This window comes from Roseateles sp. 22389, from assembly GCF_052044995.1.
GTDB lineage: Bacteria > Pseudomonadota > Gammaproteobacteria > Burkholderiales > Burkholderiaceae_C > Roseateles.
Map to the genome: position 1 here is coordinate 30796 of NZ_JBQEOF010000001.1, position 20174 is coordinate 50969.

A 20174-nucleotide genomic window follows, 5' to 3' on the forward strand; every position below is an offset into this window, starting at 1 on the left:
TCGACTCACCAGGGAGCGACCCGCATGAACGACAGGATCCAGGAGGGCGCGACGGCGCCCGCATCCCTTTCCCCCGCACCGTCCGCTTCGTCGCCGGTCTCGCCGCCCGCCGCGGCGCGCTGGCGCCCCGAGGTGCTGGCCTTCATCGAGGCGCACCGCCGTGACGGCCACCGCAGCGCGCGGCTCGACCCGCTGGGCGTGTCGAGGCCCGCCGATCCGGGGCTGCTCGATCCGCAGTGCTTCGGCCTGCAGCCCGGCGAATGGCTGTCGCCGGCCGGCGCGCCGCTGTGGAGCGCGCGCACCGTCGGCGACCTGGACCGCGCGCTCAAGGCCATCTACTGCGGCGGCCTGGCCCTGGACGCCAGCGCGGTGCGCGACGCGTCGCGGCGCGACTGGCTGCATCACGAGATGGAAGCCTCGCCGCCGGTGCCGGGCGGCGCGGCGGAGCGGCTCGCGCTGCTGGACCGGCTGATCCGCGCGCAGGGCTGGGAGGAGCATGTCGCCCAGGCCTTCCCGCATGCGAAGCGCTTCTCGCTGGAAGGCAACGAGACGCTGATCCCGCTGCTGGACGCGCTCTGCGCCGAGGCGGCCGGCCTCGGCGTGCGGCGGATCTTCCTGGGCATGCCGCACCGCGGGCGGGTCAACGTGCTGGTCAACCTGATAGGCTTCCCGCCGGCGCAGGTGCTGGACCACTTCGATCCGAAGTCGCCGCATCCGGAGCGCCACACCGACCTGGTCTATCACCTGGGCGGCGAGCGCGAGCTGGACACGCCGCGCGGCCGCCTGACGCTGACGCTGGCGCACAACCCGTCCCACCTGCAGAGCGTGCATCCGGTGCTGACCGGCCTGGCGCGCGCCTGCCAGGACGCGCTCAGCCGCGAGCGCGCCGACCAGGACGGCCGGCGCCTGGTGCTGCCGCTGATGCTGCATGGCGACGCCGCCTTCGCGGGGCAGGGCGTGGTGATGGAGACGCTGATGCTGGGTGGCAAGCCGGGCTACACCGTCGGCGGCACGGTGCACGTGATCATCAACAACCAGGTCGGCTTCACCGAGCCCAACCCGATGAGCGCCTGGCCCGCGCAGTACTGCACCGACGTCACCCGCATGATCGACGCGCCGGTCCTGCGCGTGAACGCGGACGAGCCCGAGCAGGCGCTGCGGGCCGCCGCGATCGCGATGGCCTGGCGCGCGCGCTTCGGCTCCGACATCGTCATCGACCTGATCGGCTACCGCCGGCTCGGCCATTCGGAAAGTGACGTGCCGGCGCTGACGCGACCGCGCATCCATGCGCTGACGCAGTCGCACCCGACCATCGTCGATCGCTACGCCGCGGCGCTGCGCGCCGACCGCGTCGTGCCGCCCGATACCGACCTGGCCTCGCACGTGACGCGTTGCCGGGTGCGGGCCCACCAGGCCTTCTCCGATCCCGCGCTGCCGGCCGAGGACACGCCGTCGCCGCTGCGCCGGCCGGGCGCGGTGCCGGCCCTGGACGCGGCCGGCGTGCAGGCGCTGATCGACCCGATGACGACGCTGCCCGACGGCTTCGAGCCGCATGCGATGGTGCGCACGCTGGTCGACCACTGGCGGCGCATGGCCGGCCTGGCCGAGCCGCCGCTGCGGGCCGACTGGTGCTTCGCCGAGAACCTGGCCTACGCCACCATCCTGCGCGGCGGACTGAACGTGCGGGTCTCCGGCATGGACGTGCGTCGCGGCACCTTCCTGCACCGCCAGGCGGTCTGGACCTCGCAGGAGGCTGGCAGCGCGAGCGGCGCGGGCGGCGCGCGCGACGGCACGGCCGCGGAGTTCGTGCCGCTGCGCCAGGTGGCGGCCGGCGACGGCCCCAGCGGCCGCTTCGACATCCACAACTCGCCGCTGTCCGAGGAGGCGGTGCTGGGCTTCGAGTACGGCTACAGCGTCGGCGCCGCGCGCACGCTGACGGTGTGGGAGGCGCAGTTCGGCGACTTCGTCAACGGCGCGCAGGTCTTCGTCGACCAGTACATCAGCTCGGGCGAGGAGAAGTGGGGCGACACCTCCTCGCTGGCGGTGCTGCTGCCGCATGGCAACGAGGGCATCGGGCCGGACCACTCGAGCGGCTACCTGAGCCGCTTCCTGCAGCTGTGCGGCGAGGACAACCTGCGCGTGGCCTGCCCGTCGACGGCGGCGCAGTGGTTCCACCTGCTGCGCCGGCAGGCCTTCGACACGCTGCGCAAGCCGCTGATCGTGATGTCGCCCAAGGGCACGCTCTATTGGGAGAAGGCCTCGCACGCCGGGATCGACGAGCTGACCGGGGGCAGCTTCCAGACGGTCATCGACGACACGACGGTCGAGGACCCGCGCCAGGTCGAGCGCCTGCTGCTGTGCAGCGGCAAGGTCTATTACGACCTGGACCGCGGGCGGCGCTCGGTCGCGCGGGCGGACCTGGCGGTGGCGCGGATCGAGCAGTTCTATCCGTTCCCGGCGCAGGCGCTGGAGGCCTTGCTGGCGCGGTATCCGGCGCTGGTGGAAATCACCTGGGTGCAGGAGGAGCACCGGCAGCAGGGCGCCTGGTCCTTCATCCGCGAGCAGATGGATGAGCTGCTGCCGCCGCATGCGCGGCTGCGCTGCGTGGCGCGACGGCCGAACGGTTCGGGCGCCACCTCCTCGCACGCCATCCATCAGCTGGAGCAGGTGGAACTGGTCGCCCGCGCGCTCGGCGAAGCCTAGGCGCGCCGCGCCCGCAACCGGCGCCGGGCGCGCTTCAGCGCAGGCGCTTGATCAGGCTGGAGGTGTCGAGGCGGCCGCCGCCCTCGGCCTGCACGTCGGCATAGAACTGGTCCACCAGGGCGGTCAGCGGCAGGCGCGCGCCGTTGCGGCGCGCCTCGTCGAGCACCAGCCCGAGGTCCTTGCGCATCCAGTCCACGGCGAAGCCGAAGTCGAACTTGTCCTCAACCATGGTCTTGCCGCGGTTGTCCATCTGCCAGCTCTGGGCGGCGCCCTTGCCGATGACCTCGAGCACCAGCGGCATCGGCAGGCCGCTCTTCTGGCCGAAGGCGATCGCCTCGGACAGGCCCTGGACGATGCCGGCGATGCAGATCTGGTTGACCATCTTCGCGAGCTGGCCGGCGCCGGCCTCGCCCACGCGGGTCACCGCCTTGGCGAAGTGCATCGCGACCGGCTGGATGCGTCCGAAGACGGCCTCGTCGCCGCCGCACATGACGGTCAGCGCGCCGTTCACCGCGCCGGCCTGGCCGCCGGAGACCGGGGCGTCGATGAAGTGCAGGCCCCGTCGCGTCGCTTCGGCCGCGAGCTCGCGGGCGACTTCGGCCGAGGCGGTGGTGTGGTCGACGAGGAACGCGCCGGGCTTCATGCCGGCGAAGGCCCCGTCGGCGCCCAGCACGACGGAGCGCAGGTCGGCGTCGTTGCCGACGCAGCAGAAGACGATGTCGGCGCCCTGGGCTGCCTCACGCGGCGTCGCGGCCGACTGTCCGCCGAACTCGGCGACCCAGGCTTGCGCCTTCGCGGGCGTCCGGTTGTAGGCGACGACCCCATGCCCGGCCTTGGCGAGATGGCCCGCCATCGGGAAGCCCATGACGCCGAGGCCGAGGAAGGCGACGCGCAGGGGAGGGATGGAGTCGTAGGAACGCTGGCCGATGCTGCTCATGGAGGAACCTGTCGGTGGGTGGATGAAGACCCGCCGATTGTGTCCCTCCCGCGCGCTCAGACGATGGTCAGGTGTTCGGTGCCCGACGCCAGGTCGCCGCTGCGCGCCCGCTCGCTGTTGAGCTTGATCTGCAGCCGCAGGTCGTTGACCGAGTCGGCATTGCGCAGCGCGTCCTCGTAGGTGACCTTGCCGAATTCATAGAGGTCGAACAGCGCCTGGTCGAAGGTCTGCATGCCGAGCTCGCGCGAGCGCTTCATGATTTCCTTGATCTCGCCCACCTCGCCCTTGAAGATCAGGTCGCTGATCAGCGGCGTGTTCAGCAGGATCTCGACCGCGGCGATCCGGCCCTTGCCCTCCTGGCGCGGCAGCAGCCGCTGCGACACCAGCGCCTTCAGGTTGAGCGACAGGTCCATCAGCAGCTGGGCGCGGCGCTCTTCGGGGAAGAAGTTGATGATCCGGTCCAGCGCCTGGTTGGCGCTGTTGGCGTGCAGCGTGGCCATGCACAGGTGACCGGTCTCGGCGAAGGCGACGGCGTGCTCCATCGTCTCGCGGTCGCGGATCTCGCCCATCAGGATCACGTCCGGCGCCTGGCGCAGCGTGTTCTTCAGCGCCTGCTCCCAGCCTTCGGTGTCCAGGCCGACCTCACGCTGGCTGACGATGCAGTTCTTGTGCGGGTGGACGAACTCGACCGGGTCCTCGATCGTGATGATGTGGCCGTAGGTGGTCTCGTTGCGGTGGTCGACCATCGCCGCCAGCGTCGTGCTCTTGCCCGAGCCGGTGGCGCCCACCAGGATCACCAGGCCGCGCTTGGTCTGGGTGACGTCCTTCAGGACCACGGGCAGGTCCAGCGACTCGATCGTCGGCAGGGTCTGGGGGATGGTCCGCAGCACCAGCGCCACGTGGCCCTGCTGGATGTAGGCGTTGACGCGGAAGCGGCCGATGCCCTGCGGCGAGATCGCGAAGTTGCACTCCTTGGTGCGCTCGAAATCGGCCGCCTGCTTGTCGTTCATGATGGCCCGCGCCAGCTGCAGCGTATGCTGGCCGGTCAGCGGCTGGGGCGACACCTTGGTCACCTTGCCGTCGACCTTGACCGCGGGCGGGAACTCCGCCGTCAGGAACAGGTCGGAGCCCTTGCGCGACACCATCAGGCGCAGCAGGTCGTTGATGAACTTGGTGGCCTGATCGCGTTCCATGGCGAGGTCCTGTCCTTATGCCGGGGCGCCGTCGCTCAGTCGCCCGGGTCCCGGTCGTGTTTGTCGTTGGGGGCGGGTCAGCCGGGGAAGTTCTCGGGGAACTTGGCCTTCAGCCGGGCTTCGGCCGGGCTGATCATGTTGCGGCGGACCAGGTCGGTGAGGTTCTGGTCCAGCGTCTGCATGCCCAGGTTGTTGCCGGTCTGGATCGAGGAGTACATCTGCGCGATCTTGTTCTCGCGGATCAGGTTCCGGATCGCCGAGGTGCCCAGCATGATCTCGTGCGCCGCCAGCCGGCCGTTGCCGTCCTTGGTCTTGCACAGCGTCTGCGAGATCACCGCCTGCAGCGATTCCGACAGCATCGCGCGGACCATTTCCTTCTCCGCCGCGGGGAACACGTCCACGATCCGGTCCACCGTCTTGGCGGCCGACGAGGTGTGCAGCGTGCCGAAGACCAGGTGGCCCGTCTCCGCGGCGGTCAGCGCCAGGCGGATGGTTTCCAGGTCGCGCATTTCGCCCACCAGGATGCAGTCCGGGTCCTCGCGCAGCGCTGAGCGCAGCGCGTTGGAGAAGCTCATCGTGTGCGGGCCCACCTCGCGCTGGTTGACCAGGCACTTCTTGGACTCGTGCACGAACTCGATCGGGTCCTCGACGGTCAGGATGTGGCCGTACTCGTTCTCGTTGAGGTGGTTGATCATCGCGGCCAGCGTCGTCGACTTGCCCGAGCCGGTCGGGCCGGTGACCAGCACCATGCCGCGCGGCTTCATCGCCAGGTCCGCGAAGACCTTGGGGCAGTTGAGCTGCTCCAGCGTCAGGATCTTGCTCGGGATGGTCCGGAACACGGCGCCGGCGCCGCGGTTCTGGTTGAACGCGTTGACGCGGAAGCGCGCCAGGCCCTGGATCTCGAACGAGAAGTCGCACTCCAGCGTCTCCTCGTAGGTCTTGCGCTGGGCGTCGCTCATGATGTCGTAGACCATGTCGTGCACCTGGCGGTGCTCGAGGGCCTCGACGTTGATGCGGCGCACGTCGCCATGGACGCGGATCATGGGGGGCAGACCGGCGGACAAGTGAAGGTCGGAGGCCTTGTTCTTGACCGAGAATGCCAGCAGTTGGGTGATGTCCATGGGATAGGGAAAAGCGTTGGCGATTATGGCGACGATCTCCGAGAACATACAACAGCTCCATGGCCGCATTGAGAGGGCTTGCCTGCAGGCGTCGCGGCCCGTGCACAGCGTCACGCTGCTGGTGGTAACAAAGACTTTCCCGGCTTCGGATGTGAGAGAAGCGTTCGAGGCCGGCGAGTGCCGCTTTGGTGAGAACTACGTGCAGGAGGCCGTCGACAAGATCGATGCGCTGGCCGACCTGCGCGAGCGCGTCGAGTGGCACCTGATCGGGCCGCTGCAGAGCAACAAGACGCGGGTGGTGGCGGAGCGCTTCGACTGGGTGCACAGCGTCGACCGGCTCAAGATCGCCCAGCGGCTGGCCGAGCAGCGGCCGGCGGCGCTCCCGCCGCTGGACGTCTGCCTGCAGGTCAACATCAGCGGCGAGGCGTCCAAGAGCGGCCTGGCGCCGGCCGAGGTGGCGGAGGTGGCGCGCGCGGTCGCCGCGCTGCCGAGGCTGCGGCTGCGCGGCCTGATGGCGATCCCGGAGCCGGCCGCCACGCTGGAGGCGCAGCGGGTCCCGCACCGGGCGCTGGCCGGGCTGCTGGCCGCGCTCAACCGGGACCTCGGGCTGAGCCTGGACACCCTGAGCATGGGCATGAGCGCCGACATGGACGCCGCGATCCTGGAAGGCGCCACGATGGTGCGCGTGGGCTCGGCGATCTTCGGCGCGCGGACCCGTCCGACCCCGCCGGGGGGCTGAATGGAGCCGCTGCAGCGCCTGGCCGACCTGATGCCCGACACCCCGGGCAGCCTGTCGGTCCGGGCGCTGTGGCGCGAGGGCAGGGCGGTTGAACGACGCTGGTTGCTCGGCGGCTGGCTGGCGACCGTCATCGCCTGCGTCGTGCTGGGCCTGCTCACGGTGCGCGAGGGCTGGTCCGGGATTCCCGTCGACCTGGGCGGCGCGGTCGCCTTCCTGACCTTCTACCCGCCGATCCCGCTGTGCCTGTGGTGGACGCTGTGCTTCGGCTGGCGCTGGGGTGCGGTGCCCGCCTGGGCGGCGACCTTCGTGCTGGCGGTCGACGCCGGCATGGCGCCGGGCTGGGCGGCGGTCTTCGCCTGCGCCAACCCGCTCGGGCTGGGCGTGCTGGCGCTGGGCTACCGGGCCGTCGGCGCGGCGCGCGGGCTGCGCAGCCTCAGAGCCTGGCTGTTCTTCGTGCCGCTGTGTTTCGTCGGCGCGGTGTTCAGCTCCGCCGGCGCGCTGATCTGGAATTTCAACCACGACCTCGCCGCCGAGCGCCAGCTGCCGATCTGGCAGGGCTGGTGGCTGGGCGCCTTCCTGCAGAGCGTGCTGCTCGGCGGGCCACTGATGGCGCTGAGCTGGCCGCGGCTTTCGCGCTGGATCGCGCGCCGGCCGGCGCTGTTCACGCCGCCGCCCAGCGGCCGCCGCGCGATGGGCCTGGGCCTGCTGTTCGCGATCGTGCTGGCGGTGCAGGGGTATGGGCTGGTGAGCCTGGGCCTGGGCTCGCTGCAGCTGCGCGCCGCGCTGGCAAGCGGCGACTGGAGCCGGCTGGAGGAAGCGTCGCGGGTGATGCTCAGCACCGCCTGGGTGTTCTTCTGGGTGTTCACGCTGATCGTGCTGTTCGTGGCGCAGTTCGGGTACCAGGCGCTGTCGCGCTGGCTGCGCTCGACCGAGGCGCTGGTGACCCAGCTCGCCAAGGTCAACGCGGAACTCGAGCAGCGCTCGCGCACCGACGGCCTCACCGGGCTGGCCAACCGGATGGCGACCGAGGAAGGCCTGCGCGCGCTGCTGCGCACGGTGCGGCGTTACCGCACGCCGTCCGCGCTGCTGATGCTGGACATCGACCACTTCAAGCAGGTCAACGACCACCACGGCCATGCCGCCGGCGACGCGGTGATCCGCGCCCTGGCGCAGGTGCTGAAGGACGCCTCGCGGGACGTCGACCTGCCGGGGCGCTTCGGCGGCGAGGAGTTCGTCATCGGGCTCGCCCACACCGACCTGGCCGGCGCGCGCCGCTTCGCCGAGCGCCTGCGCGAGCGCATCGCCGCGACGCCGGTGGCGCTCGACGCGAAGGACGGCGGCGCGGCGTCGATCTCGTACACCGTCAGCATCGGGGTGACCTTGCTGCGGGGCGACGACGCCGGCGTCGAGGACCCGCTGCGTCGCGCCGACGCCGCGATGTACCGCGCCAAGCAGGGCGGGCGCAACCGTGTCGAGCTGGATGGCGAGGACGTGGCGGCCGCGCCGTCGACGTCCTCAGCGCCCGACAAGCCCTGACCCTCACGCCGCTGCCGGAGAGCGGCAAGCCCTGACCCTCGCTGCGACGAGGCGCGCTGGCCGCGAGGCGGTTACGGCGCGGATACGGGCGTGACGCGGGCGACTCGCGAAGGAATGTGCAGGAATCATGAAACCGCGCCGAGCGCCGCATTAGGGCTTCTACCGAGCCAGTGAAAACGCCGTTTGCATTCAGTTGCAAGTGCCGCGTCAGAATTCACGGGCCCTCGGAACCGGCATCGGTGCCCCGGATCAAGTCCAACGATGATCGCGCCGAATCCGATGGTCGGACCGCAGCGACGACGCCACGAGCGCCGACGTGCCCGCGCTGTCCGGCCAATCAACAACAACTGAATCGTTGCGAGGGAATCGATGTCGTTTCTATCCCGCCTGCGCATCGGCCAGCGCCTGACGCTGAGCTATGCGCTGCTGATCCTGCTGCTGATCGTGATCGGCGCTTTCGGCGCCCACAACGCCAGCCGCCTCTCCCATGACCTGAGCACGACGGCCGACTCCAGCCTCGTGAAGATCGCCCTGGCCAACACGCTGGAGAGCGACGTCAACATCATCGCGCGCGCCTCCCGCGACCTGCTGCTGCTGGACACGGCCAATGCGATCAAGCGCCAGAAGAACGACATCGCCGCCGCGCTCGAGGAGGGCCAGAAGCAGCTGGCCGAGCTCGAGGCCAAGGTCGCCGATGTCAAGGAGGACAAGGAAGTCGTGGCCAAGGTGCGCGAGCACCAGACCCGGTTCGCCGCCGCGGTGTCCAAGTTCCTGGCGGTGCAGCAGGACGGCAGCCCCGACGAGGCCCGCGAGGCCCTGATCAAGGACGTGCGTCCGGCGCAGAAGGATTACCAGGACACGCTCAAAAGCCTGGTCGAGCTGCAGTTCGCCGGTGGCCGCGCGCTGGCCGAAGGCGGCGCGAAGCTGGCCAACCAGTCCATCGTCATCACCGGCCTGCTGGTCGTGATCGCCGTGGTCATCGGGGGTGTCGGCGGCCTGACGATCGCGCGTTCGATCATCGTGCCGGCGCGCAAGGCCAAGGACGCGGCGCAGGCGATCAGCTCGGGCGACCTGTCGCAGCACATCGACGTGCAGGGCTCCGACGAACTGGCGCAGATGCTGCACGCGATGCGCGACATGCAGACGGCGCTGTCGGGCGTGGTGGCCAGCGTGAGCGCCGCGGCGGGCGAGGTGGCCCAGAACTCCAACGAGATCGCCGGCAGCAACGTCGACCTGTCGGACCGCACCGCGCGTTCCGCCGAGAGCCTGCAGAACACCGCCGCGTCGGTGGAGCAGATCGCCTCCAACTTGAACGGCGCCAGCGAGCTGACCCGCAAGGCCGCCAGCATCGCCAGCAAGGCGCGCCAGTCGGCCTCGGCCGGCGGCACGGTGGTGAGCCAGGTCGTCTCGACGATGGAAGAGATCAGCGCGAGCTCGCGCAAGATCGGCGACATCATCGGCGTCATCGACGGCATCGCCTTCCAGACCAACATCCTGGCGCTGAACGCCGCGGTGGAAGCGGCCCGTGCCGGCGAGCACGGCAAGGGCTTCGCGGTGGTCGCGTCGGAAGTGCGGGCGCTGGCCTCGCGCTCGGCGCAGGCGGCCAAGGAGATCAAGGTCCTGATCCAGGAATCGTCCGTCAAGGTCGAGAACGGCACGGCGCTGGTCAACAACGCCGGCGCGACGATCCGCTCGGTGGTGGACGAGGTCAACAACATGGGCCAGCTGATCGAGGAGATCTCGCATTCGGCCCAGGAGCAGGCGGCCGGCGTCGGCGTCGTGAACAACGCGATGAACGAGCTGGACCGCGCGACGCAGCAGAACACCACGCTGGTCGACGAACTGACCCGCTCCACCGACTCGCTGCGCGACAGCAGCTCGCGCCTGGTGCAGGCCGTGGGCTTCTTCAGCACGGCCCGCTCCGCGACCTGAAGTCCCGGCTGCGCGAGTCGCCCCAGTTCCTACCGGAAATCCCGCTTTCCTCACCCAAGACGTACGAGGTCCCAAGATGAGCAAGAACCTGATCCCCACCGTTTCCCGCAGCCTGCTGGGCCTGGCCGCCGCGCTGGTCCTGGCCGCCGGCGCCCATGCCACGCCGAAGATCGTCAAGAAGGTGCCGCCGGAGTTCCCGGCCGAAGCCGCCCGCCAGTCGATCTCGCAGGGCTCGGTGCGCGCCAAGATGAACATCGAGCCGGACGGCAAGGTCTCGGGCGTCGAGATCCTGGAGGCCGAGCCGCGCAAGGTCTTCGACAAGGCCGTCACCCGCGCGCTGATGGACTGGAAGTTCGAGCCCAGCGGCCAGAAGGAGACGCACGAGGTCAAGCTGGTCTTCAAGAACGAGGACTGAGCCGGGAGGTCGGGAGGCCCTGTGGCGGCCAGGGCCGAGGTGAGCGCCCGGGCCTTGCCTCGCCTACACTCCGGCCCCATGTCCCGTCCGCAAGCCACCGGTCCGCGCCGGCTCCTCTGGAGCCGCTGGCTGGTGCTGGCCGTGCTAGCCCTGACCCTGCCGCTGCAGGGGGCGCTCGCGGCCACGATGGGCATCGGCATGGCGCTGATGTCCGCGCACGGCGGCGGCGCCGTCGCGACGATGCCCACCGACTGCCATGAGATGGCCGGCATGGACATGAGCGCCATGCACATGGGCGCGATGGGCCACGATGGGATCGGCATGGGCGGCATGGGCGGCATGACGCACGGCGGTCATGACGGGGCCTCGACGGACCTGTCGCCGACGGACGCCGCGGCGCCGCACGACGACGGCAGGGATGCCGCCACCGATCACCACTGCGGCATCTGCCTGCAGTGCTGCATCGGCGCCGCGATGCCGATCGCGCCGCTGATGCTCGCCGCGCAGGACCTGCGCGACGCCACCCCCACGCTCCGCGCCATCGACGCGCCCGAGCAGACGCCGCAGCCGCTCGAGCGGCCGCCGAAAACCTTCCTCGCCTGAACGCCGGCGCTCGTCCTGGACGAGCCGCCGTGAGCGTCGCCATCGTGCCGGGTTCCGCCTGACGGCCCGGCCGGCGGCCTGCACCGACCCTCACCCCCACCCTCTCCCGCAAGCGGGAGAGGGAGTCCGATTCGATCCCTCGCCCCGCTGGTGGCGCCAGGGAAGAGGTCTGATCCGCTCCCTTGCTCCGATGTGGCGCCAGAGAGAGGGTCTGATCCACTCTCGCGCCGCTGGTGCTGGAGACGCGGTCTGACTGACTCCCTCTCCCCGCTGGCGGGGAGAGGGCAGGGGTGAGGGGTCTGGGCAGTCCTCCCTGCTCCCGATCCTCCGCGAGGAAGCCATGTCTTCTCGATTGCTCTGCCTGCTGGCCGTGGCCGCGACCCTCGGGTCTGCCGCGGCCGCGCCCCCCGATCCCGCCGACCCTCGGGCGACCACGCCCGCGCCGATCGTCAAGCCGCCCGTGCCCGCCTCCGGCGCCGCAGTCGCCGACCCCGGTGTCGGCGACTGGCGCCAGGCCAACCGCCGTGTCCACGAGGCCGGCGGCTGGCGCGCGCTACTGCGCGAAAGCCAAGCCGCTAACGCACCCGCCCCGCCGCCAGCGTCGCCCGCCCGACCGGCAGCTGCCTCCTCCGTCCCGGCGAGCGCCGCGTCTGCGGCCAGCGCCGCCCCGGTCCCCGCGAGCGCCACCTCGGCCCCGGCCGGCGGCCATCACCACCATTGAGGAGCCCCCGATGTCCTCGACGATGACTTCCCTGCGCCTGACCCTGCCCGTGCTGCTGGCGCTGGGCCTTTCGGCCTGCGCGTCGCTCTCGCCGGAGCAGGCGGCCGAGCCGGTCCAGCGGCAGAGCCGCGACTGGCTGGGCAGCGACCTGCCGCTGCAGCGCACCGACGACCAGCGCGCCGCCGCGCGCGCGCGCACCGACGCCCTGCTGGCGCGGCCGCTCGATGCCCAGGGCGCCGTGCAGCTCGCGCTGCTGAACCACCGCGGCCTGCAGGCCGGCCTCTACGGCCTGGGCATGGCGGACGCCGAGCGCGTGCAGACGCTGCTCTGGCCGAACCCGGTCCTGAGCCTGGGCCGCCTCGTGCGCGGCGACGAGCGCGAGATCGAGCGCGGCCTCGAGTTCAACCTGCTGAGCCTGCTCGGCCGCGGTGCCCGCCAGGACGCCGCCGCCCAGGCCCTGGCCCGCGAGCAGGCGCGCGTCGCGCAGCAGCTGCTCGACGTCGCCTCCCAGGCGCGTCGCAGCTGGGTCCAGGCCGTCGCCGCGCAGGAGCGCCTGCGGCAGGCGCGCACGGTGCTGGACTCCGCCTCCGCCGGCGCGGAACTGGCGCTGCGGATGCGCCAGGCCGGCAATGTCAGCGCACTGCGGCTCGCCCGCGAGCGCGCGGTGCTGGCCGAGGCTCAGCTCGCGCTGGAGCAGGCCGAGCTGCAGGCGACCGGCGACCGCGAGGCGCTGATCCGCGCGATCGGCCTGTGGGGCGACGACGTGACGACGCTGACGCTGCCGGAGCGCCTGCCCGACGTGCCGACCGATTTCCGCGCCGCCGACGACCTCGAGCGGCAGGCGGTGGCGCAGCGGCTCGACATCCAGGCCGCGAAGCGCGACTCGGAGCAGCTCGCCGCGCAGCTGGGCCTGACGCGCCGGACCGGCCGGATCAACGTGCTCGAACTCGGCCTGCAGCGCAACAGCAGCAACGAGGAACCCACCCAGCGGGGCGTCGAGCTCAGCGTCGAGCTGCCGCTCTTCGACTGGGGCCAGGCGCGCGTGGCCGGTGCCCGCGAGGCCTACGGGCAGTCGCTCGAGCGGACCGCGCAGGTGGCGATCGACGCGCGCTCCGAAGTCCGCGTCGCGCGGGCCCGCGCGGAGACCGCCTGGCGCATCGCCCGGCGTCATCACGACGAGGTGCTGCCGCTGGCCCGGCAGGTCTCCGACGAAACCCTGCTGCGCTACAACGGCATGCTGGTCGGCGTCATGGACCTGCTCGCCGACGCGCGGGCCCAGGCCCGCGCCGTCGCCGCCGCGCTCGACGCGCGACGCGACTACTGGCTCGCCGAATCGATGCTCTCGCAGAGCCTGCTCGGCCCCGTGCGCGACGGCGCCGCGGCCGCTTCCCCGACTCCGACCGCCGCGGCGCCCGAAGCCGCCGGCGCCGCCGCGCATTGAGCGCGCGGTCCTGAAAGGAATCCCGATGATTTCCCGACGCAACCTGTTCGCCCGCGCCGCCGCGGGTGCGGCGCTCGGCGCGGCCGGCGCGGTCAACGCGAGCGGTGTCTCGCGCGTCGCGATGGCGGCGCTGCCCGAGCCCGCCCAGCGCGACACGCCCGACACCGCGCCGCCGCTGACGCCGCCGGACGGCCGGCCCTACAACCCCGTCGTCACCCTCAACGGCTGGACGCTGCCCTGGCGCATGCGCGACGGCGTCAAGGAATTCCACCTCGTCGCCGAGCCGGTCCTGCGCGAACTCGCGCCGGGCTGCACCGCGCACCTGTGGGGCTACAACGGCCAGTCGCCCGGCCCCACCATCGAGGTCGTCGAAGGCGACCGCGTGCGCATCTACGTCACCAACAAGCTGCCCGAGCACACCAGCGTCCACTGGCATGGCCAGCGCCTGCCCAACGGCATGGACGGCGTCTCCGGGCTCACGCAGCCGGCGATCAAACCGGGCGAGACCTTCGTCTACGAGTTCATCGCCCGCCGGCCCGGCACCTTCATGTACCACCCGCATGCGGACGAGATGACGCAGATGGCGATGGGCATGATGGGCTTCTGGGTCACCCATCCGAAGGCGCGGCACCCGCAGATCGCCGAGGTGCAGCGCGACTTCTGCTTCCTGCTCTCGAGCTATGACATCGATCCCGGCAGCTACACGCCGCGCACGATGACGATGACCGACTTCAACCTCTGGACCTGGAACAGCCGCGTCTTCCCGGGCATCGACACGCTCAACGTGCGCCAGGGCGACCGCGTGCGCGTGCGGGTCGGCAATCTCACGATGACCAACCACCCCATCCACCTGCACGGGCACGAGTTCGAGGTCACCGGCACCGATGGCGGTCCGGTGCCCAGGTCCGCGCGCTGGCCCGAGGTCACCACCGACGTCGCGGTGGGCCAGATGCGGCAGATCGAATTCATCGCCGACGAGCCCGGCGACTGGGCCATCCACTGCCACAAGAGCCACCACACGATGAACGCCATGGGCCATGAGGTCGACACGCTGATCGGCGTCGACCACCGCGGGCTGGCCGCGCGCATCAACAAGGTCATCCCCGACTACATGGCGATGGGCGAGCGCGGCATGGCCGACATGGCCGACATGGAGATGCCGCTGCCGGAGAACACCGTCCCGATGATGGCCGGGCGGGGGCCGCATGGCGCGCTCGAGATGGGCGGCATGTTCAGCGTGCTCAAGGTCCGCAAGGACCAGAAGCCCGGCGACTACCGCGATCCGGGCTGGTACGCCGCGCCGCGCGGCACGGTCGCGCGCGCGGTCGATGCGCCACCCGGGGCGCCGTCAGCTCCCGCGCCGAGGACCGCTGCGCCCTCGTCGGCGCCTGCGCCCGAACCGCTGCGCGTGCGCAAGCCCGATGGCCGCGGCCATCAGGGCCATTGATCCATCGCCCATCACAACATCGACGCGCGATCCGCGACCTGCGATCCGCGCGCCGCTGACATCGATTCAAACGCTCATCAGGAGATCACCATGAACCGTTTCCCCACCTTCCTTGCCGCCATCGCGCTGACCTTGATCGCTGCGGCCTCGCCGGCGCGCGCCCAGCATCAGGGGCACGAGGGCCATGAGGGCCACGGCCAGCCGGCGCCTGCTGCCGCGCCGGCCGCGAGTGCCGACGCCACGGCGTCGTCGCAGGACTGGATTGCTGCCGAGGTCCGTCGTGTCGACGCGGCGCAGCAGAAGTTGACGCTCAAGCATGGCGAGATCCGTCATCTGGACATGCCGGGCATGACGATGCCCTTCAAGCTGGCGCCTGGTGTGCTGAGCGCTGCGCAGCTGACGGCGATGAAGGCTGGCGACAAGGTCGAGGTGCGCATCGAGTCGCGCGACGGTGCCCCGACGATCATCGAGCTTCGCCCGGCGCCGGCCCCGAACTGAGGCACGACTTCGGCGCCCCTCGGTGGTTCGGGGACGGCAGGGCGCGGGGTCTTGGCGCTTGCCGCCAAGGCCCTGCGCCCTGGCGGCCAAGCGCTCGCCCGCGGCATGTGGAACGCCCCCCACCAGATCACCGACAATCCCGCCCCATGGCGATTCAATGGTTTCCCGGGCACATGCACAAGACCCGGGGCGCGATCCGCGAGCGCATGAAGAGCGGCATCGACGTGGTCATCGAGATGCTCGATGCCCGCGTGCCCGCGAGCAGCGCCAATCCGCTGATCGCGCAACTGACGGCTGGCCGGCCGGCGCTGAAGCTGCTGAACAAGCAGGATCTGGCGGATCCGGCCCGCACGGCCGAGTGGCTGGCCTTCTACCGCTCCCGTCCGGACACGCAAGCGGTGGCGATCCACCAGGGCCAGCCCGGCCTGGCCAAGCTGATGGCGGCCGAGTGCCGTGCGCTGGCGCCGCACCGGGGCGGGCTGGACAAGCCGCTGCGGGTGCTGATCTGCGGCATTCCCAACGTCGGCAAGTCGACGCTGATCAACACGATTGTGGGCAAGCGTGCCGCCGCCACCGGCGACGAACCGGGCATCACCAAGATCGAGCAGAAGATCCTGCTCGACAAGGGTGTCTACCTCTTTGACACCCCGGGCATGCTGTGGCCCAAGATCCGCGTGCCCGAGGCTGGCATCAACCTGGCCGCCAGCGGCGCGGTCGGCCGCAATGCCTTCGAGGAGGAAGTCGTCGCGCTGGACCTGCTGGGTTATCTGCGCCGGCACTATCCGCAGTCGCTCAAGCGCCGTTACCAGCTTGAGCCGGACGCCAGCCTGCTGGACGGCGAGGTGCTGGCCTTGATCGGCAAGCGGCGCGGCGCGGTGCTCTCCGGTGGCCGCATCAACACGCAGAAGGCGGCCGAGATCCTGCTGTACGACCTGCGCCAGGGGCAGCTTGGTCGGATCACGCTGGAGACGCCGGCGGAATTCGCCGAATGGACCGCCGCGGCCGAGGCCGCCGAAGCGGCCAAGCTGGCGGAGAAGGAAGCCCGCGCCGCGCTGGCCAAGCGCGGCACGCGTGACGCGGACGCGTCCGGCGACGAGGACGACGACGAGGACGAGGACGAGGACGAGGACCCGGACGAAGACCTCGACGAAGACGACGGCGAAGGGCTGTCGGAAGACGAAGGCGAGGGCGGCGACGGCGGCGACGGCGGCGACCGCCGTCAGTGAAGCTGCAGCATCTGCAGCGCCGGCAACTGCCAACCGAAGTACAGCGCCGCCAGGCGCAGCGCGGCCACCCCGACCATCCCCAGCACGAAGGCCCAGCGCATCGGCATGCCCATCGCCTTGAGCGCGAAGTACAGCGCGATGCCGCCGATCGCCGCCGTCGCATAGATGTCCTTGCGCAGCAGCAGCGGCGCCTGCCCGCTCAGCAGGTCGCGCAGCACGCCGCCGCCGCAGGCGGTCAGCGTGCCCATCAGCAGCGCGGGCATCGGCCTCACGCCGTGTTCCTCGGCGATCTCCGTGCCGCAGAGCGCGAACAGCGCCAGGCCCAAGGCGTCCGCGATCTTGAGCACCGCGATCGCATGCCCCGGGAAGGGGCCGACCACCAGCGCCGCCAGCGCGCTGGCCACGATCACCAGCAGGTAGCGGGTGTCCTTCATCCAGAACACCGGATGCCGGTTCAGCAGCAGGTCGCGCAGCGTGCCGCCCCCCACCGCCGTCATCGCCGCGATGACCAGCAGCCCGAACAGGTCCAGCCCGGCCTGCATCGCGGCCAGCGCCCCGCTCACGGCAAACACCGCCACGCCCAGCAAATCGAACCAGTAGATCATCGGCATAGGGCCGGGAGTGTAGAGGCGGCCCCTTGAAATCGGCGCCGCCGCGCCCATGTGCCCCGCCGCGATAATCCGCCCCCAATCGGGGTGGCGCTCCCACCCGTTTCTCTCATCCACCCTTCTTTCGAACGATGGACAAGCAAACTCATTCCTTCCAGGCCGAGGTCAAGCAGATCCTGCATCTGGTGACGCACTCGCTCTACTCGAACAAGGAAATTTTCCTGCGCGAGCTGGTCAGCAACGCTTCCGACGCCTGCGACAAGCTGCGCTTCGAGGCCCTGGATCATCCCCAGTTCCTGGAAGACCAGCCCAATCTCGAGGTCCGCGTCTCCTTCGACGCCGAGGCCCGCACCGTCACCATCAGCGACAACGGCATCGGCCTGTCCGCGGAAGAAGCCATCGCGCACCTGGGCACCATCGCCAAGAGCGGCACCCGCGAGTTCATGGCCAAGCTCGAGGGCGACCAGAAGAAGGATGCGCACCTGATCGGCCAGTTTGGCGTGGGGTTCTACTCCGGCTTCATCGTCGCCGACCGCATCACCGTCGAGTCCCGCCGTGCCGGCCTGCCGGCCGACCAGGGCGTGCGTTGGAGCTCCGAAGGCACCGGTGACTTCGAGGTCGAGACCATCGTCAAGCCGGGCCGCGGCACCGATGTGATCCTCCATTTGCGCGAGGGCGAGGAAGAGTTTCTCAAGACCTGGCGCCTGAAGTCGACGATCGCGAAGTATTCGGACCATATCTCGCTGCCCATCCTGATGCGCAAGGAGGAGTGGGACGCCGACAAGGCCGAGCAGGTCCTCAAGGACGAGTGGGAGCCGGTGAACAAGGCCTCCGCGCTGTGGACCCGTTCCAAGAGCGACGTCACGCAAGCCGAGTACGACGCGTTCTACCAGCAGATCAGCTACGACACCGAGCCGCCGCTGGCCTTCACCCACAACCGCGTCGAGGGCCGCAGCGAATACACGCAGCTGCTCTACATCCCGGCCAAGGCCCCCTTCGACCTGTGGAACCGCGACAAGCGCGGCGGCGTGAAGCTGTACGTCAAGCGCGTCTTCATCATGGACGACGCCGAGGCGCTGATGCCGGTCTACCTGCGCTTCGTCAAGGGCGTGATCGACTCGGCCGACCTGCCGCTGAACGTCAGCCGCGAGCTGCTGCAGGAAAGCCGCGACGTGAAGGCGATCCGCGAGGGCTCGACCAAGCGCGTGCTGTCGATGCTGGAGTCGCTGGCCAACAGCGAGGACGCCGCCGAGCGCGACAAGTACGCCCGCTTCTGGACCGACTTCGGCCAGGTGCTGAAGGAGGGCGTCGGCGAGGACCATGCCAACCAGGAGCGCCTGGTCAAGCTGCTGCGCTTCGCCTCGACGCATGCGGACCAGAACGTCTCCTTCGCCGACTATGTGTCGCGCATGAAGGAGGGCCAGGAGGCCATCTACTACATCACCGCCGACAGCCTGGCCGCCGCGAAGAACAGCCCGCAGCTGGAGATCTTCCGCAAGAAGGGCATCGAGGTGCTGCTGCTGACCGAGCGCGTCGACGAGTGGATGCTGTCCCACCTCTACGAGTTCGAGGGCAAGTCGCTGCAGTCGGTCGCCAAGGGCGCGGTCGACCTCGGCCAGCTCCAGGACGAGGAAGAGAAAAAGAAGGCCGAGGAAGCCGCCGAGCAGTTCAAGCCGGTGCTGGACCGCCTGAAGACCGCGCTCGAGGGCCGCGCCAAGGACGTGCGCGTGACCACCCGCCTGGTGGACTCGCCGGCCTGCGTGGTGGTCGAGGAGGGCGACATCAGCGGCCATCTGGCCCGCATGCTCAAGCAGGCCGGCCAGACCGCGCCGACCGCGCTGCCGACGCTGGAGATCAACCCCGACCACGCGCTGGTGAAGAAGCTCGGCGCGATCGAGGGCGACGAGCCGCGCTTCGGCGACCTGGCGCAGGTGCTGTTCGACCAGGCGCTGCTGGCCGAGGGTGGCGTGCTGGAGGACCCGGCCGCCTACGTGCGCCGCGTCAACGCGCTGCTGCTGGGCTGAGCGGCGTCAGAAGCGGTCAGAAGCGCTCGGCGGCCACCTGCATGGCCTCGAGCTGCTCGCGCAGCTTGACGACCTGGTCGCTCCAGTAGTTGGGCGTCCCGAACCACGGGAAAGCCAGCGGGAAGGCCGGGTCGTCCCAGCGCCGCGCGAGCCAGGCGCTGTGGTGGATCATGCGCTGCGTGCGCAGCGCCTCGACCAGGCGCAGTTCGCGCCAGTCGAATTCGCGCACGCTCTCGTAGCCGTCCAGCAGCGCGTCGCGCTGGATCCGCGCCGCTTCCGGATCGCCGGATAGCAGCATCCACAGGTCCTGCACCGCCGGCCCCTGGGCGGCGTCGTCGAGGTCGACGAAGTGCGGGCCGCGGTCCGGCGTCCACAGGATGTTGCCGGGATGGCAATCGCCGTGCAGCCGCAGCGAGCGCCGGTCCGGCAAGCTGTCGAAGGCGGCGTCGATCGCGTCGATGCAGCGCGCCGCGGCATCGTGCCAGTGGGCCGAGAGCTCCGGCGGCAGGGTGTCCTGGGCGCGCAGCCAGTCGCGGGCATCGCGCGCCGGCGCGGCGCTGTTCCAGGCGAGCCGCGCCTGGAAGGGCTGGGCCTGGCCGACGTCGTGCATGCGCGCGAGGAAACGGCCGATCCAGCGCAGCACCTCCGGGTCCTCGAGCTCCGGCGCACGGCCGCCCTGGCGCGGCGTGACCGCGAAGCGCTGGCCCTGGAAATGGCCCAGGGTGCCGGTGGCGCCGTCGATGGTCAGCGTCAGCGGCGCGACCACCGGGACCTCGGCCGCGGCCAGCGCCTGCGCGAAGGCGTGTTCCTCCAGGATCTGCGCATCGGTCCAGCGGCCGGGCCGGTAGAACTTCGCGACCACCGCCGCGCCGTCCTCCAGGTGCGCCAGCAGCACGCGGTTCTCGTAGGAGTTCAGCTGCAGCAGGCGGCCGTCGGGGCGCAGGCCCGCGTGCTCGAGGGCATCGAGCATCAGCTCGGGCGTCAGGAGGCCGAACCCGGCCGTCGTGTCAGTCATGGAGTCGCGGAGGCA

Annotated in this window: 16 protein-coding genes; 11 read left to right on the forward strand and 5 right to left on the reverse strand. The window is 70.7% G+C overall.

Annotated elements, in window-relative coordinates; genetic code table 11:
* Positions 1-24 precede the first annotated feature (24 nt).
* On the forward strand, positions 25-2703 hold the full coding sequence (locus tag ACTJKJ_RS00145; protein WP_440819259.1) for a 2-oxoglutarate dehydrogenase E1 component: 2679 nt from the start codon (positions 25-27) through the stop codon (positions 2701-2703).
* A gap of 34 nt (positions 2704-2737) precedes the next feature.
* On the opposite strand, the gene ACTJKJ_RS00150 is transcribed toward ACTJKJ_RS00145, so the two are convergent.
* The 3 genes from ACTJKJ_RS00150 to ACTJKJ_RS00160 form a co-directional block, all read right to left on the reverse strand.
* Positions 2738-3640 carry an NAD(P)-dependent oxidoreductase gene (locus tag ACTJKJ_RS00150; protein WP_440819260.1) on the reverse strand — a complete coding sequence of 301 codons (903 nt, stop codon included), beginning with the start codon at positions 3638-3640 and terminating at the stop codon, positions 2738-2740.
* Positions 3641-3696: 56 nt separating this feature from the next.
* Positions 3697-4833, reverse strand: coding sequence for a PilT/PilU family type 4a pilus ATPase (locus ACTJKJ_RS00155; RefSeq protein WP_147241816.1), 1137 nt, complete (start codon positions 4831-4833; stop codon positions 3697-3699).
* 77 nt (positions 4834-4910) lie between these two features.
* Entirely contained in the window at positions 4911-5954 is a 1044-nt protein-coding gene (locus ACTJKJ_RS00160; RefSeq protein WP_091731552.1) for a type IV pilus twitching motility protein PilT, read from the reverse strand.
* Between the two features lie 25 nt (positions 5955-5979).
* Here ACTJKJ_RS00160 and ACTJKJ_RS00165 point away from each other — a divergent pair, with 25 nt between their 5' ends.
* The 9 genes from ACTJKJ_RS00165 to ylqF all read left to right on the forward strand — a co-directional run bounded on the left by ACTJKJ_RS00165 (position 5980) and on the right by ylqF (position 16512).
* A complete protein-coding gene (locus tag ACTJKJ_RS00165; protein ID WP_091727402.1) occupies positions 5980-6693 on the forward strand; it encodes a YggS family pyridoxal phosphate-dependent enzyme in 714 nt (237 codons plus the stop codon).
* Complete coding sequence (locus tag ACTJKJ_RS00170) at positions 6694-8229, forward strand: diguanylate cyclase (RefSeq protein WP_440819261.1); 1536 nt, start codon at positions 6694-6696, stop codon at positions 8227-8229.
* Between the two features lie 369 nt (positions 8230-8598).
* Positions 8599-10161: a methyl-accepting chemotaxis protein gene (locus tag ACTJKJ_RS00175; RefSeq protein ID WP_183492918.1), complete on the forward strand. Its 1563-nt coding sequence runs from the start codon at positions 8599-8601 to the stop codon at positions 10159-10161.
* A 76-nt stretch (positions 10162-10237) separates the two neighbouring features.
* Positions 10238-10576, forward strand: a complete 339-nt coding sequence (locus tag ACTJKJ_RS00180; RefSeq protein WP_091727391.1) for an energy transducer TonB — start codon at positions 10238-10240, stop codon at positions 10574-10576.
* Between the two features lie 78 nt (positions 10577-10654).
* On the forward strand, positions 10655-11179 hold the full coding sequence (locus ACTJKJ_RS00185) for a hypothetical protein (protein WP_440819262.1): 525 nt from the start codon (positions 10655-10657) through the stop codon (positions 11177-11179).
* Between the two features lie 731 nt (positions 11180-11910).
* On the forward strand, positions 11911-13341 hold the full coding sequence (locus tag ACTJKJ_RS00190) for a TolC family protein (RefSeq protein WP_297384295.1): 1431 nt from the start codon (positions 11911-11913) through the stop codon (positions 13339-13341).
* 25 nt (positions 13342-13366) lie between these two features.
* Positions 13367-14788: a multicopper oxidase family protein gene (locus tag ACTJKJ_RS00195; protein ID WP_297384293.1), complete on the forward strand. Its 1422-nt coding sequence runs from the start codon at positions 13367-13369 to the stop codon at positions 14786-14788.
* Between the two features lie 90 nt (positions 14789-14878).
* The gene (locus ACTJKJ_RS00200) at positions 14879-15286 is read left to right on the forward strand and encodes a copper-binding protein (protein ID WP_297384291.1); all 408 of its coding nucleotides are present in this window, start codon (positions 14879-14881) and stop codon (positions 15284-15286) included.
* A 146-nt stretch (positions 15287-15432) separates the two neighbouring features.
* On the forward strand, positions 15433-16512 hold the full coding sequence (gene ylqF / locus ACTJKJ_RS00205; protein WP_440819263.1) for a ribosome biogenesis GTPase YlqF: 1080 nt from the start codon (positions 15433-15435) through the stop codon (positions 16510-16512).
* On the opposite strand, the gene ACTJKJ_RS00210 is transcribed toward ylqF, so the two are convergent.
* The gene (locus tag ACTJKJ_RS00210; protein ID WP_297384287.1) at positions 16506-17123 is read right to left on the reverse strand and encodes a trimeric intracellular cation channel family protein; all 618 of its coding nucleotides are present in this window, start codon (positions 17121-17123) and stop codon (positions 16506-16508) included. The genes ylqF and ACTJKJ_RS00210 overlap by 7 nt on opposite strands.
* A gap of 128 nt (positions 17124-17251) precedes the next feature.
* Here ACTJKJ_RS00210 and htpG point away from each other — a divergent pair, with 128 nt between their 5' ends.
* A complete protein-coding gene (htpG, locus tag ACTJKJ_RS00215) occupies positions 17252-19144 on the forward strand; it encodes a molecular chaperone HtpG (protein ID WP_440819264.1) in 1893 nt (630 codons plus the stop codon).
* A gap of 16 nt (positions 19145-19160) precedes the next feature.
* Here the strand turns inward: htpG and ACTJKJ_RS00220 are convergent, their stop codons facing one another.
* On the reverse strand, positions 19161-20159 hold the full coding sequence (locus ACTJKJ_RS00220) for a serine/threonine protein kinase (RefSeq protein ID WP_440819265.1): 999 nt from the start codon (positions 20157-20159) through the stop codon (positions 19161-19163).
* Positions 20160-20174 lie beyond the last annotated feature (15 nt).

Excerpts from the sequence above, each read along its gene's own strand:
- ACTJKJ_RS00180 (WP_091727391.1), top strand. The coding sequence starts at position 10,238 with ATGAGCAAGAACCTGATCCCCACCGTTTCCCGCAGCCTGCTGGGCCTG.
- ylqF (WP_440819263.1), top strand. The coding sequence starts at position 15,433 with ATGGCGATTCAATGGTTTCCCGGGCACATGCACAAGACCCGGGGCGCG.
- ACTJKJ_RS00220 (WP_440819265.1), bottom strand. The coding sequence starts at position 20,159 with ATGACTGACACGACGGCCGGGTTCGGCCTCCTGACGCCCGAGCTGATG.
- ACTJKJ_RS00210 (WP_297384287.1), bottom strand. The coding sequence starts at position 17,123 with ATGCCGATGATCTACTGGTTCGATTTGCTGGGCGTGGCGGTGTTTGCC.
- ACTJKJ_RS00170 (WP_440819261.1), top strand. The coding sequence starts at position 6,694 with ATGGAGCCGCTGCAGCGCCTGGCCGACCTGATGCCCGACACCCCGGGC.
- ACTJKJ_RS00145 (WP_440819259.1), top strand. The coding sequence starts at position 25 with ATGAACGACAGGATCCAGGAGGGCGCGACGGCGCCCGCATCCCTTTCC.
- ACTJKJ_RS00160 (WP_091731552.1), bottom strand. The coding sequence starts at position 5,954 with ATGGACATCACCCAACTGCTGGCATTCTCGGTCAAGAACAAGGCCTCC.
- ACTJKJ_RS00185 (WP_440819262.1), top strand. The coding sequence starts at position 10,655 with ATGTCCCGTCCGCAAGCCACCGGTCCGCGCCGGCTCCTCTGGAGCCGC.
- ACTJKJ_RS00200 (WP_297384291.1), top strand. The coding sequence starts at position 14,879 with ATGAACCGTTTCCCCACCTTCCTTGCCGCCATCGCGCTGACCTTGATC.
- ACTJKJ_RS00190 (WP_297384295.1), top strand. The coding sequence starts at position 11,911 with ATGTCCTCGACGATGACTTCCCTGCGCCTGACCCTGCCCGTGCTGCTG.
- htpG (WP_440819264.1), top strand. The coding sequence starts at position 17,252 with ATGGACAAGCAAACTCATTCCTTCCAGGCCGAGGTCAAGCAGATCCTG.
- ACTJKJ_RS00155 (WP_147241816.1), bottom strand. The coding sequence starts at position 4,833 with ATGGAACGCGATCAGGCCACCAAGTTCATCAACGACCTGCTGCGCCTG.
- ACTJKJ_RS00195 (WP_297384293.1), top strand. The coding sequence starts at position 13,367 with ATGATTTCCCGACGCAACCTGTTCGCCCGCGCCGCCGCGGGTGCGGCG.
- ACTJKJ_RS00165 (WP_091727402.1), top strand. The coding sequence starts at position 5,980 with ATGGCGACGATCTCCGAGAACATACAACAGCTCCATGGCCGCATTGAG.
- ACTJKJ_RS00175 (WP_183492918.1), top strand. The coding sequence starts at position 8,599 with ATGTCGTTTCTATCCCGCCTGCGCATCGGCCAGCGCCTGACGCTGAGC.
- ACTJKJ_RS00150 (WP_440819260.1), bottom strand. The coding sequence starts at position 3,640 with ATGAGCAGCATCGGCCAGCGTTCCTACGACTCCATCCCTCCCCTGCGC.